The 13,266-nt window shown below is 54.2% G+C and carries 13 protein-coding genes and 1 tRNA gene; 7 read left to right on the top strand and 7 right to left on the bottom strand.

Annotated elements, in window-relative coordinates; translation table 11 throughout:
- Positions 1-115 precede the first annotated feature (115 nt).
- Complete coding sequence (locus tag FAZ14_RS03790; RefSeq protein ID WP_038906428.1) at positions 116-529, top strand: CoA-binding protein; 414 nt, start codon at positions 116-118, stop codon at positions 527-529.
- Positions 530-620: 91 nt separating this feature from the next.
- Here the strand turns inward: FAZ14_RS03790 and hspQ are convergent, their stop codons facing one another.
- Complete coding sequence (gene hspQ, locus FAZ14_RS03785; protein ID WP_016943339.1) at positions 621-929, bottom strand: heat shock protein HspQ; 309 nt, start codon at positions 927-929, stop codon at positions 621-623.
- 204 nt (positions 930-1,133) lie between these two features.
- On the opposite strand from hspQ, the gene yccX reads away from it, so the two are divergent.
- Complete coding sequence (gene yccX, locus FAZ14_RS03780; protein WP_153508046.1) at positions 1,134-1,412, top strand: acylphosphatase; 279 nt, start codon at positions 1,134-1,136, stop codon at positions 1,410-1,412.
- Between the two features lie 30 nt (positions 1,413-1,442).
- Here yccX and tusE read toward each other — a convergent pair whose 3' ends face one another.
- Together tusE and yccA are read right to left on the bottom strand one after the other, a co-directional pair.
- Entirely contained in the window at positions 1,443-1,772 is a 330-nt protein-coding gene (gene tusE, locus FAZ14_RS03775; protein WP_016943341.1) for a sulfurtransferase TusE, read from the bottom strand.
- Between the two features lie 149 nt (positions 1,773-1,921).
- Positions 1,922-2,581 (bottom strand): FtsH protease modulator YccA, encoded by a 660-nt coding sequence (gene yccA / locus FAZ14_RS03770; RefSeq protein WP_153508045.1) that lies wholly within the window; start codon positions 2,579-2,581, stop codon positions 1,922-1,924.
- Positions 2,582-2,817: 236 nt separating this feature from the next.
- Between yccA and FAZ14_RS03765 the strand changes: the two genes are divergently transcribed.
- Positions 2,818-2,905: transfer RNA gene (locus tag FAZ14_RS03765), tRNA-Ser, on the top strand.
- Positions 2,906-3,082: 177 nt separating this feature from the next.
- A complete protein-coding gene (locus tag FAZ14_RS03760) occupies positions 3,083-3,607 on the top strand; it encodes an isochorismatase family protein (protein WP_016943343.1) in 525 nt (174 codons plus the stop codon).
- On the opposite strand, the gene FAZ14_RS03755 is transcribed toward FAZ14_RS03760, so the two are convergent.
- The gene (locus tag FAZ14_RS03755) at positions 3,604-3,969 is read right to left on the bottom strand and encodes a DUF4186 domain-containing protein (RefSeq protein WP_016943344.1); all 366 of its coding nucleotides are present in this window, start codon (positions 3,967-3,969) and stop codon (positions 3,604-3,606) included. The genes FAZ14_RS03760 and FAZ14_RS03755 overlap by 4 nt on opposite strands.
- Positions 3,970-4,193: 224 nt before the next feature.
- Between FAZ14_RS03755 and FAZ14_RS03750 the strand changes: the two genes are divergently transcribed.
- The gene (locus FAZ14_RS03750; RefSeq protein ID WP_012885626.1) at positions 4,194-4,622 is read left to right on the top strand and encodes a universal stress protein; all 429 of its coding nucleotides are present in this window, start codon (positions 4,194-4,196) and stop codon (positions 4,620-4,622) included.
- A 91-nt stretch (positions 4,623-4,713) separates the two neighbouring features.
- Here the strand turns inward: FAZ14_RS03750 and FAZ14_RS03745 are convergent, their stop codons facing one another.
- From FAZ14_RS03745 to ppk1, 3 genes are all read right to left on the bottom strand, one after another.
- Positions 4,714-4,980: a DksA/TraR family C4-type zinc finger protein gene (locus FAZ14_RS03745; RefSeq protein ID WP_016943345.1), complete on the bottom strand. Its 267-nt coding sequence runs from the start codon at positions 4,978-4,980 to the stop codon at positions 4,714-4,716.
- 618 nt (positions 4,981-5,598) lie between these two features.
- Positions 5,599-7,128, bottom strand: a complete 1,530-nt coding sequence (gene ppx / locus FAZ14_RS03735) for an exopolyphosphatase (protein WP_016943348.1) — start codon at positions 7,126-7,128, stop codon at positions 5,599-5,601.
- Between the two features lie 4 nt (positions 7,129-7,132).
- A complete protein-coding gene (ppk1, locus tag FAZ14_RS03730; RefSeq protein WP_016943349.1) occupies positions 7,133-9,202 on the bottom strand; it encodes a polyphosphate kinase 1 in 2,070 nt (689 codons plus the stop codon).
- Positions 9,203-9,423: 221 nt separating this feature from the next.
- Between ppk1 and FAZ14_RS03725 the strand changes: the two genes are divergently transcribed.
- Together FAZ14_RS03725 and pstA are read left to right on the top strand one after the other, a co-directional pair.
- Entirely contained in the window at positions 9,424-11,610 is a 2,187-nt protein-coding gene (locus FAZ14_RS03725) for an ABC transporter permease subunit (protein ID WP_016943350.1), read from the top strand.
- Entirely contained in the window at positions 11,607-13,253 is a 1,647-nt protein-coding gene (pstA, locus tag FAZ14_RS03720) for a phosphate ABC transporter permease PstA (RefSeq protein ID WP_016943351.1), read from the top strand. The genes FAZ14_RS03725 and pstA overlap by 4 nt, the downstream gene beginning before the upstream one ends.
- The last annotated feature ends 13 nt before the right edge of the window (positions 13,254-13,266 follow it).

The raw sequence follows: 13,266 nt of genomic DNA, 5'->3' as shown, positions 1-13,266 counted from the left end.
TTGAGCGGACACACACATCACCATGGATATTCTGCGTTACACTGATACCAGACAGTGCCTGATCTCCTTCATGCGAGCGCGGGCGTTTGTCGGGTTAATCGTCACGGAGGCAACCATGCAAGATAACGACATAAAAAAGCTACTCACCGAGGTGAAGACTATCGCGCTGGTTGGCGCCAGCGATAATCCCTCTCGACCCAGTTATGGGGTCATGGCCTATCTGCTTGAGCAAGGCTATCGGGTTATTCCGGTTAATCCGGGCCTGGCGGGGGAAACACTACTGGGGCAAAACGTCTATGCGTCGCTGGCGGAGATTCCAGAGCCGGTAGATATGGTGGATGTCTTTCGCCAGTCGAATGCGGCGTTTGAAATCGCTCAGGAGGCGATTGCGATTGGGGCGCGGGTGTTGTGGCTGCAGATTGGCGTCATCAATGAAGCGGCGGCAGTGCTGGCGCATGACGCCGGTTTATCAGTCGTGATGGATCGTTGCCCTAAAATTGAAATTCCCCGCCTGGGGTTGGGGAAATAAGCCTCCCGCCTCAGGTTCCATTCCAGATAACTACCGACGGCAGGCGTGTGCTGCACATATCACATCACCTTCATGCTTGATGAGGGTGATGTCAGTGCAGCAGACGCGGTGCGCGGCGTCGGATGGTGGCAGCCAGTTCATCCAGTGACGGGTGATCGGAAGGGTTGGGCCCTTCGTTGATCAGTTGTTCTTCCGCCAGATAGGTATGAATAGGGCGGCCATGCTCGTCCTCCATCACCACGTGATACCACGGGGCTGTTCGCAAGGTGTCATTGACTGAAAGTTCTTCCCACTTGGGTTGTTCAAGGGAATACTCAGGATCAATATCAATGACGACGCCTGGGTACCCCAGCAGTTTATGACGAATCTGCTGTCCGATGGTGAATTTACAGTTAATCATATGACCTCCCGAGAAACGTATTACGAACCCTAAATGGGGGGACGGCGTGTGATTTTCAAGTCATCAGGCGTGGTGGTGATATTCATCCAGGTAACAAGCCAGTCAGCCTTCCTGCTGTATTAATAATAGGCTGAATGCAGGTAAAAAGGCGTTAACGCTGATGTATTTTTACACAACGCCGGTGTGATGGATAAGGAGGAAAAAATGTCGACAATGTCTGTGATTGTGTGGGTTTACGGGATGGTACAGGGCGTTGGTTTTCGCTACCACACCCAACTCCAGGCCCGACAGTTGGGTGTGTGTGGTTATGTCCGAAATTGTGATGACGGCAGTGTGGAAATCGTCGCCAGTGGTGAGGAGCGTGACGTCGCGCAATTGGTGGCCTGGTTAAAGCAAGGGGGGCCGCGTCATGCTCGGGTGGATAAGGTGCTGACTGAGCCCCATGCAGCACCCGATGAACGGGGTTTCTCCATCCGTTATTGACCCTTGAGTTTGTCTGTTCGGTCTGTATGCTCAGATGCATTTCACCGGCTTTGGCAGCCCGGCGATTTTGGTCGCCTGCTTAGCTGGGCCTTTGGGAAACAGACGATAAAGATAACGGCTGTTGCCTTTTTCCTCACCGTATTTCTGGGCCATGGCTTTGACCAGCATACGGATGGCGGGCGATGTATTAAATTCGAGGTAAAACGCCCGGACAAAACGGACCACTTCCCAGTGTGCCTCGGTGAGCGTGATGCCTTCCTGCTCCGCTAATAGGGGAGCCATGCCCTCCTGCCACTCGCCGCTATCTTTTAGATATCCCTGGGCATCGGTTTCGATGACCTTGCCTTCAAACTCTAACATATTGCCTCGGTATCACGTGAAAACGGGCCTAGTCTAGCAAACTTTGCGACAGAGGCAGAAGATAGCGCAGGTGTGGGGTCACGTCGGGTGCCTGAAAAAGCACAAGGCACCCGAAGGTGCCTTGTCTGGCTGACTGATGTTGGCCGGGGTTACTCGCTGCGAGACATGCCCAACAGGCTCAGAAGGCTGACAAACAGGTTGTAGATGGAAACATACAGACTGACGGTCGCACGAATGTAGTTCGTTTCGCCACCGTGGATAATGTTACTGGTCTCCCACAAAATCGCGCCCGCGGAGAACAGGATAAACATCGCACTGATCGCCAGATGTAATCCCGGCAGATGCAGGAACAGGTTAGCGATGGTGGCCACCAGCAAGACAACGAAACCGGCCATCAACATACCGGACAGGAGAGACATGTCCTTACGGGTGGTCAGCACGTAGGCGGAGCAACAGAAGAACACCAGTGCGGTCCCGCCCAACGCCAGCATAATAATGTCGCCCGCACCTGCGGCAATCATCGCATTCAGTAGTGGGCCGAGGGTATACCCCATAAAGCCGGTCAACGCGAATGTAGCGAGGATCCCCGCCGGGCGGTCAGCAAGACGATAGGTCAGGAACATCAGGCCGTAAAAGCCGATAATCGTCAGCAGAAATCCCGGTGACGGCAGATTCAGTATTGTGCTAAGCGTGGCGGTGACAGCAGAAAAACCCAGCGTCAGCGACAGCAGGAAATAGGTATTACGCAGTACCTTGTGGGTACTGAGCAGCGACTGCTCACGCGTAGAGGAGGCAATGATACGATCCATAATAACGACTCTCTCTGTTTAAGGGGGCCATTGTGTCTGTAGAGAGAGTAAGTAGTTGGATTATGTTATTAAAGCCGTTTTACCCTTCTTTACTGACTTGAACCTACTTGACGGTAAAAGTTTGAGTCTGATGGCGATTTTATATACTTTCAATCAGTTGTTGCCTGTTTTTCAGGCGATTGAGCGCTATGTCACTTTACAATATCCGACACACTGTTTATAGTTCGCGTCGTTGCGGAGGAGTGGCCGAGTGGTTGAAGGCACCGGTCTTGAAAACCGGCGACGCGAAAGCGTTCTAGAGTTCGAATCTCTACTCCTCCGCCAAAATTTTAACGGGTCAGCATGTGCTGGCCCGTTTTCGTTTCTGCTGTTGTCCCCGTTTGCTATTCCAGTTCCCCACACTCCGTTTCTTTTCATACGATGTTTCCCGTCATGAATGATGTCTGCCTGCACGAGAGCACAGTATGATAGCGTTTTGCGCTATGGCTTTCGGAGGCAGACATGCAGGTGTTAATCGTCATCGATATGCAAAATGGGGTGTTCGCTACGCCGCGCTATCAGCAGGAGAGTGTGACTGAGCATATCAATCAGTTGATTGACGCTGCGGATCAGACCATTTTTATCCAACATACGGACGCCGACATGCTACCCGGCAGCGAAGCATGGCAGGTGCTGCCTTCACTACATCGACCTGCCAATGCCATATCGGTGACTAAAACTGCCTGTGATGCGTTTTACCGTACCGACCTGGCGCAGATTCTGGAGCGTCTTCAGGTGAGGCACTTTACGCTATGTGGCTGTGCGACGGACTATTGTGTTGATGCCACCATCAAGAATGCCGCCAGCCGTGGTTATGCGCAAACGGTGGCCGGTGATGCCCACACCACGGCGGATAGACGGGCAGTGAGTGCTGCACAACTTATCGACCAGCATAACGATGTCTGGCGCGACTTCATCATCCCCGGTAATACCTTGCTGGTGAAAGACACCGCGGTGATTTTGCAGGCGTGGCAGGCACAACGTTAAGGCGCGTGGTGCAGTAGATCGTTTTCAAGCCAGCGTAGAATGACATCAACAATGTAGCGCTGTTCGTCATCAGTGAGCGGGCGGTGTGGGCTTATCTGATGCCATTTCTCCAGACAGCCCCGGCAGCAGGTCGCGGTGGCGTGCTGGGCAATAAACACCGGATGACCGCGCATCGGGGTCTGCTTACCGTCGTTGGCCGGTTCCGCCGGTGCCAGTCTCCGGGCGATAAAATCAGCGGCATGAACCGCAATTTGCTCTTTGCCTTTGCTAAAGCAGTAGTCGCGCTCTTTAGCGCCTAGATGAAAACGCTGGCGGAAACGAGAGCGTGATAGCCGTAAGAACAGCGCATCAAGAGTTGTCATGCTTGCAGTCTGTGGGTCAGGGGCTGAACTCGGGCAAGACTACTCCCGTTACCGCAGGCAGGCAAGGTTGCAGATAACCCGTTGTATTCGCTTGTGGTTGTATCAGATGGTCCCTATCGGCACTAAACCTGGCCTCGCTTCACAAATACCTGAAAAACGATGTCGCACCGCGGCAAACGGGGCTACGCTTTGAGTATAGCGATGGCTGACTTAAGGACGTGATGATGTACAAGACCATTTTAGTGCCCGTGGATATTGATGAAGAAACGTTGACGCAAAAGGCATTGTCGCACGCGGTGGAACTGGCCAGGCAATCTGGCGCGACCGTTCACTTATTCTATGCGTTGCCTGACGCCTCGGCGTTTATGTCGGCTTACTCTTTTGGCATCAAAGAGTTTGAGAATGAAGCGGTGATCAAAGCGGATGAAAAACTGCATGCGCTGTTGAAAACCATCGACCTGCCCGCGGACAAACTGTCTCACAGCATCAGTTTTGGTATCCCACGTGATGAAGTGCTGGAGCTGGCTCAGGAGATTGAAGCGGACCTGATTGTGATTGGTTCGCGACGCCCGAATGTGAAAACCTACCTGCTGGGGTCAAATGCCGCGGCAATCGTTCGCCATGCCCAGACATCGGTGCTGGTTGTGCGGTGAATGGGGAATCATTGGGAATAAGGTGGTAAGGTTTTTGGCGGGGCGTGATGTTCGTCAGGCAGATGTCGTGTTGGCGTCATGCCTGTATTATTTAGCGTAGCTGGCTGTCTTTACTGCCCCGCCGGTTATAACCGCTGTTAAGGGCGTGTTTTTTATCTCTCTTTTCCTGACACTGCACGCAGAGGCGAACACCTGGCAGTGCCTGACGGCGAGCCTGTGGGATAGTATCACCACATTCTTCACAATAGTGCGCGCTGTCACCCTGATGTAGCAGACTACGGGCATGGGCGATGGCGTCATCTACTGTGGCGTCAATTTGATCCTGAACCGCTCCATCATTAGACCAGCCGCTGGCCATAGGGGTACCTCTTTCTCGTCAGCGTTTTCTCATCAATATTGAGATGATGCATCGAGTATGGACTGAAATGCGCAGACGAAAAGCGTAGACAGGTGCATAAAAAGGCACAACCGCGGGATGCTACAGTACCAGGCGCAATTTCATGAGTAATACATCAGGCATCAACGGTATCAGTATAGATGCTATTCGCGTTGAGGTGTCACGGCTGTTGAGGTGGCTGTAGGGGCAACAGGCTGTGTGACACGTTGTTGCTGTATGTTCTGGTGGTGGAAAAAGGCGCCAACAGCGGAATAGGCAAAGCGACCAAGCAGAATAATAAAACTAATCATAAGTATAGTACGAGCGATGCGCGTACCGGATCGTCGTCGCTGACGAAGGGCAATGCGTCGTTTATGGGTTAGTGTTGTCATTGATTTTCGGTTTCCACGTTATAGCGAACATTCGCTGTATTTTATTTAGGCACAAGCTGGCGATACGGTCAACGTGAGTGAGATAAAAAGCGCGGTAAAATAGGTGTCAGATGTGCGATTGGCGGCAATAATGCGAACATTATCACAGAAAAAGCGGATTTGATCATGTCAGGCCGGACAACACAGCGGTTGCCGGCCTGAAAAACCATTAGACCGGTTCTTCTTCGATGTACAGTTTCCAGCCGCTAACGTCGTCCCAGTACTGTTGTTCTCGTTCCAGATCAAGCTGAACCAGCGTGTTCTGGTTGAAGAACCCTTGTGGGAAGATCAGCGTCCATGCGGTTTCGCTGGCAATAAGGCGTAGCGTTTTCGGCGTGGTGGTCGCCTGACGCTGGTTGTTTAACAACGTAGCCAGACGCAACAGTTGCACCATCGGCAGATAGTGCTTCTTCTTGAACAGATTAAAGCGTGGCAATTCTTCCAGCTTCACTGCTTTGCGATGCAACCGTACCATCAGCGCCAGCAGTTGCTGCTGTTCCTGATTGAAACCGGGCAGATTGGTGTTTTGCAAAATATAGGCAGAATGGCGGTGCATACCACTGTGATTAATACCGAGGCCAACCTCATGCAGCATCGCCGACCATTTCAGCAGTGCTCCCAGTTGTGGGTGTACCAGTGATGGGTTCTGCTGTGCCCATTGCGTATAAAGCTGCTCGGCGGTTTCCCGCACACGCTTTGCCTGTTCCCGGTCAATGTTGTAGTGGCTGGCGAGGCTCTGCGCGGTGCGAATACGGATATCCTGATGGCGGAAACGGCCCTCCATTTCATAGAGAACCCCTTCGCGTAAGGCACCGTCTGACAAACGCAATTCCCTGATGGCGAGCGCGTCAAACACACCACACAGAATCGCGAAGCCCGGCACCAGCACGGTTTGACGATCCTCAGTCAGGCCGGGCAGGCTGAGTGCCCGGAAGTTTTTAAACTGCAGGATCTGCTCACGCAGCATTTCCAGGCGTTCTGGGGTGATAAGACCGTCTTTTTCTCCCATCGCCACCAGAATTTCACAGGTGGCTTTGATGGTGCCGGACGCGCCAAGGGCGTAATCCCAGCCATAGATACGGTATTCCCACGCCAGCGTTTCCAGCTTCTGGGCTGCGGCGAGCCGGGCTCGCTTGAAGTTGGCTTCGCTGATTTCTCCGTTAGGGAAAAATTGTTGGGCGAAACTGACGCACCCCATACGACGACTTTCCACCAGCATCGGTTCGAAGTCCTCGCCGATGACCAGCTCGGTAGAGCCACCGCCGATATCGATAACCAGCTTGCGGCCTTTTTCCGGTTGGGTGTGTTCTACCCCCATGAAGATCAGACGTGCTTCTTCATTACCGGCAATAATTTCAATTGGGTAGGGGATGATTTTAGCGGCGCGCCGCAGAAAATCCTGCGCGTTGACCGCCTGGCGTAGCGCATGGGTACCGACAATCGACACGTTAGTGGCGGGAAAACCCTGTAGCCGTTCGGCAAACAGCGCCAGACAGCTTAGCCCGCGCTGGATGGACTCCTCGCTAAGCTGGTTTTGGCTGTCCAGCCCGTCGGCCAGGTGTACGCGTTGCTTCAGGCGGCTCAGTACCTGCAAAGCGCCATTGACGACACGGGCTATCACCATATGGAAACTGTTGGAGCCCAGGTCGATAGCCGCGAATTCCTGAGGTTGTTCGGTAGTGTGGTTCATTAAAGGCATTGGATCAGGCCTGTTCTCCGGGTTGCTCGAGCGCCTTGATATAGTCATAGATGGCATTCTGGGCGCGCACTTTGCGCCTGTTACCGCGGGTGACATAGCGATTGCTTAGCTCCTTGTCTACCACACGGGCTTTTACCGTATCGCTGAACAAGATATCCAGTATGTTCAGCACCCGTTCCTTCAGCCTGTCGTCTAGCACTTCCACCGCGACTTCGATACGGTAATCAATATTACGAGTCATCCAGTCAGCAGATGACAGGAATACCTTGTGGTCGCCACCGTTATGGAACACATAGACGCGATCGTGTTCCAGGTAGCGGTCAAGGAGACTAATAACCCGAATATTATCGCTGATCCCGGGAAGTTCTGGAATCAGTGAGCACATGCCACGAACCAGCAGGTTGATTTTTACGCCAGCGCCGGAGGCGGCATACAGCCTGTCCACCAGCCCCTTATCCACCAGATTATTGACTTTCAACGTGATTTTCGCTTCCAGACCGGCCTGTGCGTTGGCTATTTCCTGATCGATCATCTGATACAGACGGTCACGGGAATTTTGCGGCGACACCAGCAGATGGTGGAAACTGACCGGGCGGTATGGGTTTTCAATGAAATTGAACACCCGGCGCACTTCGTTGGTGATGCGCTCATCGGCGGTCAGCAACGAATAGTCGGTATACAGGCGAGCGGTTTTCTCGTTGAAGTTACCGGTACCGATGTGCGCATAACGCACGATGTTATCCCCTTCTTTACGGGATATAAGGAACAACTTGGCGTGGATCTTAAGCCCCGGCACGGAGAAAATAACGTGAACGCCCGCTTCTGTCAGCCGTTTGGCCCAGTGAATATTGGCTTCTTCATCAAAGCGTGCCTGCAATTCCACCACCACCGTGACTTTCTTCCCATTGTGGGCGGCGTGGATCATGGAATTGATGATGCGCGAGTCTTTCGCCACACGGTAAATATTGATGCGAATCGAGAGTACGCTTGGGTCGAAAGACGCCTGGCGCAGTAACTCCAGCACATGCTCAAAGGTGTGGTACGGGTAGTAGAGCAGAACATCGCGGTGACGAATGGCATCAAACCCGTTGCGGAACTGGCTGAACCAGTGATGGCGCAGACGTGGCAGCGCTTTGTTGACCAGATTGGCGCGGCCGATATTTGGAAAGCCGATAAAATCTTTAAAGTTGTGATAACGCCCGCCAGGGATCACCGAATCGTAAGAGGAGATCCCCAGTTTATGCAGCAGACATTCCACCATCGCATCTGGCATATCACGTTGGTAGACGAACCGTACCGGTTTGGCGGTCAGGCGCTGTTTGAGGCTGGAGGACATCAATTCCAGCAGGCTTGATTCCATTTCCGTGACCAGATCGTATTCGGCATCACGGGTCATTTTCATGGAGTAGGCGTTTAACGCGTCGAAATCGAAAAAGCCGCGGAAAATATCATCCAGACAGTAACGCAGGATGTTGTCGATGAGAATCATGGTCTTGCGACGATGCGGCGCTTCTGGCGGCAGGTCGACAAAGCGGGGCACCTTGTCAGACGGGATTTCCAGCAACGCATAATCAGTTTTTTCGCCGCGAATGATTTCTACTGCCAGATAGGTGTAATCGTCTTTCAGGAATTCGACCAGATTGGTTTCCGGCAGAATCAAAATCGGCGTGATGTGTGGACGCAGGTTCTGTCGAAAATACTCGCGCAGCCAGATTTGCTGATTGGAAGAGACCTGACGCTCGTTAACCAAAAAGATCTGGTTACGGGCCATCTCCAGCAGCAACTCGTTATACAGATTGTCAAACTGTTGGTCGGTTTTCAGTACCCGGGCCTGGATTTTGCCGAGTAATTGGCGCAGTTCGCCATCGAAGCCTTGTTCTTCATTGATCAGGATGCGGCGCTTCAGGTCAGCAAAACGAACTTTGTAGAACTCGTCCAGATTGCTGGAATAGATACCCAGGAATCGCATCCGTTCAATCAGTGGATTGGTTTTGTCCGAGGCTTCCTGCAACACACGTTCATTAAAGGATAACCAACTCAACTCTTTTTCTATGTAGAGTTTGTCCTGACTCATTGTCGCTCCGTTACACTATTTTTACTTAAGTGCAGCTACTATCCACGTTCATTATGGCGCGCAAATGACGATAAAAGCGAATGCGCGTATCGACTTACCATTGTCATATTACAGGTGTAAAGGCAACATATGTTACCCCGTCTGCGACGGGATATTTCATTTCCTCTTCTCAATGCAAGAAGATGGTCAGATTTTCGACACAGCAGGAACAACGGCGACAGATGGCAGACTCAGGCAATTTAGCGTATCGGGACAGGCAGCGGGCGCTCATCGACCGGCTGACACGCCGGATTGTGGTGGGCAGCGGATGGCTGGTACTGCTGGCGTTACTGACGATCTTTCTTTATCTGCTGTATGTGGTGGTCCCGCTATTTTCGTCCGCGTCAATTCGCCCGTTGGAGCCTGTGACTGTCGATAGCCATGACCCGACGCTGGCGCTTGGCATTAATGATAGTGGCCGCTGGGCTTTTCGGGTTGATGCGGCCGGAAACGGCGAGTTTATCGATCTTGCGAGCGGGCAGGTCAATACCAGTGTGTCAGTGGCGTCGTCGGTTACCGTGTCGGCGATGAGTACCGGTGAGCGTCCACTACTGGTGCTGGGGCAGGCTGACGGGGCACTGAGAGTGCTTCGTCCTGACTTACCGTTGTCCAGTGCCGGTATACCGCAGTGGCGATACCCGCTGGGTGCGCATTCGCTTCGCCTGGCGGGGGCGACTCAACCGCTGCGGCAACTGGCGATTGCTGAGTCAGACGATATGTTGTTGATGGCGTTGATTGACGCAGAGAACCGTTTGCAGTTTTATGCGCTATCGCTCAATACCCCGCCAGTCGACATGTTGACGCTCGCGGACCTGCAACCGGTGTCGCAGGTTCAACCCGACGAACCTGTGCAACAACTACTGTTATCGCCGGATGGTCAGCAGCTCTATGCCTTGAGTGGCAACCGCCTGACGGTATGGCAACTGCGTGAACAAGTGCTTACCGCCCGTGAAACGGTCACCTTACCGGGAACAGCACCACTGTCGTTATCGTTGCTGGCTGGCGGACATTCGTTGCTGATCAAATCCGCTGATGGGCGCGTCAGTCAATGGTTCGATACCCCGACGGCAACCGGGCCTCATTTGAGTGAAATTCGTATTTTCCCTACCGATGGACGGCAACTGAATCTGATAGTTGAGCCGCGCCGTCGTGTTTTTGCCACGCTTGACCCGCAAGGGCATTTCTCGTTGTTTGCCAGTAAGCAATCCGGTGAGCTGATGAGCGCGTTACTGGCACCACAGGCCCGAATCGCGGCGTTTTCCCCGCGTGGGCGAGCACTGTTGCTGGAAACGGACACGGACTGGCGACCGTACCAACTCGATAATCCGTATCCCGATATTGGCTGGCGAGGGCTGTGGCAAAAGCTCTGGTATGAAAACTATCCGGAACCGGATTATGTCTGGCAACCGACCGCTGCCGACGACAGTTATCAGGCTAAATTCAGTCTGGTCCCGTTACTGAGCGGCACGTTCAAGGCGGCGCTTTATGCCATGTTGTTCGCCGCGCCACTGGCGCTGGCGGCAGCGATTTATACCGCCTGTTTCATGACACCGACGCTACGGCGTTGGATCAAACCTGCTATGGAAATCATGGGCGCGTTGCCGACGGTGGTGATTGGGCTGATTGCCGCGTTGTGGCTGGCCCCCCGTATGGCGACGTACCTGACCGCCATCCTGTTGTTGCCGTTGCTATGGGCTGTGGCGGTGTTGGGGAGTGGGTGGTTGCTCGAACGGTTGCCCGCCCGCTGGCGACGCGGCGTATCGGCCGGGTGGGATGCCTTGCTGTTGATCCCGGCGATGTTGCTGATGCTCGCGCTGGCGTGCTGGTTGGGGCCGTGGCTCGATTCGCGCCTACTGGGGCAACCACTGTGGCAATGGATGGGGGATCATTTCAGCCAGCGCAATACGCTGGTCGCGGGTGTCGCGCTGGGGTTTGCCTTGATCCCGCTGATCTTTTCGCTGGCGGAGGATGCGTTGTTCAGCGTACCGGCTCGCCTGAGTCAGGGGTCGCTGGCTCTGGGGGCCACCGCGTGGCAAACCTTGTGGCGGGTGGTACTGCCATCAGCCAGTTCCGGCATTTTTGCTGCCCTGATGCTGAGTTTTGGCCGTGCGGTGGGAGAAACCATGATCGTGCTGATGGCGACCGGTAATTCGCCGGTGATGGACAACAGCTTGTTTCAGGGGTTGCGATCGCTGGCGGCGAATATCGCGATTGAAATGCCGGAAGCGGCAATGTCCAGTGCGCACTATCGGGTGCTGTTTTTAGCCGCGTTGGTGCTGTTTCTCTTTACCTTTGTGGTGAATTCGCTGGCGGAGATCATTCGTCAGCGTTTACGTCGCCGCTACCGCGACGAGGGAGAACTGTCATGATGCGTTGGTTTCGCACCGGAACCCCCTGGGTATGGCTCACGGCATCTGCGATTACGTTCAGCCTGATTGCCATTGTTGCGGTATTCGCGCTGCTGGTCGGGCAGAGTGCGCGCTACCTGTGGCCGCAACCGGTGTGGTCGTTTAGCCTGCACGATGCGCAGGGCACTCCACTTCAGTTGCTCGGCGAGCGCTATGATGAACAACCGCTGACCCACCAGCAACTGGTGGATGCCGGGGCCATCAATGCACCCGCATCAGGTGCAACGCGCTATCTGCTTAAAACCGGGTGGCGCGAGTCTTACGGTCAGAGTTTTCAGACATTGCTGTCCACCTCGGTGACCCACGCCAGCCAGCCTGCTGATGTGCTGGCGGTGCGCCGCACCACCAACGGTATGGCGTATGGTTATCTCGATGGTATGACGGAAGACGGGCAGCCATTGGTGTCCGACAACCTGACATCAACGCTACAGCAGCGGATTGTGCAAGTGCACCAATTGATGACGCACGCTCAGACGCTGCGCCTGGGTGAGATGAGCCGGGTGAACCAGCAGTTTGACGCATTACGGTTGCAGGAAGAAAAACTGCGGCGGGAAAACCGCCTGAATGAGCAGGCACAGGCACGCCTGGGGGCTGAGCGAACCGCGTTGGAGCGTCATTTCAGTGCGCTTAATCAACAACTGCTGGCGTTTAATGCCGATATCAACCGCACGGCGGTATTGCTACGCGATGCGCAGGGGCAAGTGCATACCATCCCGATCAAAATGATTGAGCGGGCGTGGTACCCCAATGCGATGACCTTCAGTGAAAAGGCGCACCAGACGTTGCAGGTAATAGGGAGCCTGTTAACCCGGTTTGAACCTGACGACAGTAGCCCCGGACAGCTGTTTCCGGCGATTTTCGGCACGGTGCTGTTGGTGATTCTGATGTCGGTGATTGTGATGCCGCTAGGGGTGGTTGCGGCGGTTTATCTGCATGAATACGCGGATAACACCAGCCTGACCCGCTGGGTGCGGGTGGCCGTGGCGAATCTGGCCGGGGTGCCATCCATCGTCTACGGTGTGTTTGGGCTGGGCTTTTTTGTTTATTTGGTGGGCGGTACGTTGGATCGTCTGTTTTACGCTGAGTCACTGCCGAACCCGACCTTCGGTACACCGGGGTTGCTGTGGGCGTCGCTGACGCTGGCGCTGCTAACGTTGCCGGTGGTGATTGTGTCCACGGAAGAGGGGCTGTCACGCATTCCGTTATCGGTGCGTCATGGCTCGCTGGCGCTGGGAGCGACCAGGGCGGAAACCCTGTGGCGTGTGGTACTGCCGATGGCGGTACCGGCGATGATGACCGGGCTGATTCTGGCGGTGGCGCGAGCCGCAGGGGAAACCGCGCCGCTGATGCTAGTCGGGGTGGTAAAATCGGTACCCGTACTGCCGGTGGACAGTCTCTTTCCCTATTTGCATCTGGAGCGGAAATTTATGCACCTGGGATTCCAGATTTATGATCTGGCGTTTCAGAGCCCGGATGTGGAAGCGGCTCGCCCATTGGTGTATACCACCGCGTTACTGCTGGTGTTGATTGTGGTGGCGTTGAATCTGGCGGCAATTGGCATTCGCCATGTGTTGCGTGAAAAATACCGAGCGATGTCACTCTAAGTGGCGGGAGAAT

This window comes from Dickeya oryzae (assembly GCF_009372235.1).
Lineage (GTDB): Bacteria > Pseudomonadota > Gammaproteobacteria > Enterobacterales > Enterobacteriaceae > Dickeya > Dickeya oryzae.
The sequence above is the reverse complement of the archived record's forward strand: the minus strand, read 5'-3'. Positions and strand labels throughout refer to the sequence as shown.

Bases quoted from the DNA above. Each gene is read 5' to 3' on its own strand.
- FAZ14_RS03790 (WP_038906428.1), top strand. From the start codon at position 116: ATGCAAGATAACGACATAAAAAAGCTACTCACCGAGGTGAAGACTATC.
- hspQ (WP_016943339.1), bottom strand. From the start codon at position 929: ATGATTAACTGTAAATTCACCATCGGACAGCAGATTCGTCATAAACTG.
- yccX (WP_153508046.1), top strand. From the start codon at position 1,134: ATGTCGACAATGTCTGTGATTGTGTGGGTTTACGGGATGGTACAGGGC.
- tusE (WP_016943341.1), bottom strand. From the start codon at position 1,772: ATGTTAGAGTTTGAAGGCAAGGTCATCGAAACCGATGCCCAGGGATAT.
- yccA (WP_153508045.1), bottom strand. From the start codon at position 2,581: ATGGATCGTATCATTGCCTCCTCTACGCGTGAGCAGTCGCTGCTCAGT.
- FAZ14_RS03760 (WP_016943343.1), top strand. From the start codon at position 3,083: ATGCAGGTGTTAATCGTCATCGATATGCAAAATGGGGTGTTCGCTACG.
- FAZ14_RS03755 (WP_016943344.1), bottom strand. From the start codon at position 3,969: ATGACAACTCTTGATGCGCTGTTCTTACGGCTATCACGCTCTCGTTTC.
- FAZ14_RS03750 (WP_012885626.1), top strand. From the start codon at position 4,194: ATGTACAAGACCATTTTAGTGCCCGTGGATATTGATGAAGAAACGTTG.
- FAZ14_RS03745 (WP_016943345.1), bottom strand. From the start codon at position 4,980: ATGGCCAGCGGCTGGTCTAATGATGGAGCGGTTCAGGATCAAATTGAC.
- ppx (WP_016943348.1), bottom strand. From the start codon at position 7,128: ATGCCTTTAATGAACCACACTACCGAACAACCTCAGGAATTCGCGGCT.
- ppk1 (WP_016943349.1), bottom strand. From the start codon at position 9,202: ATGAGTCAGGACAAACTCTACATAGAAAAAGAGTTGAGTTGGTTATCC.
- FAZ14_RS03725 (WP_016943350.1), top strand. From the start codon at position 9,424: ATGGCAGACTCAGGCAATTTAGCGTATCGGGACAGGCAGCGGGCGCTC.
- pstA (WP_016943351.1), top strand. From the start codon at position 11,607: ATGATGCGTTGGTTTCGCACCGGAACCCCCTGGGTATGGCTCACGGCA.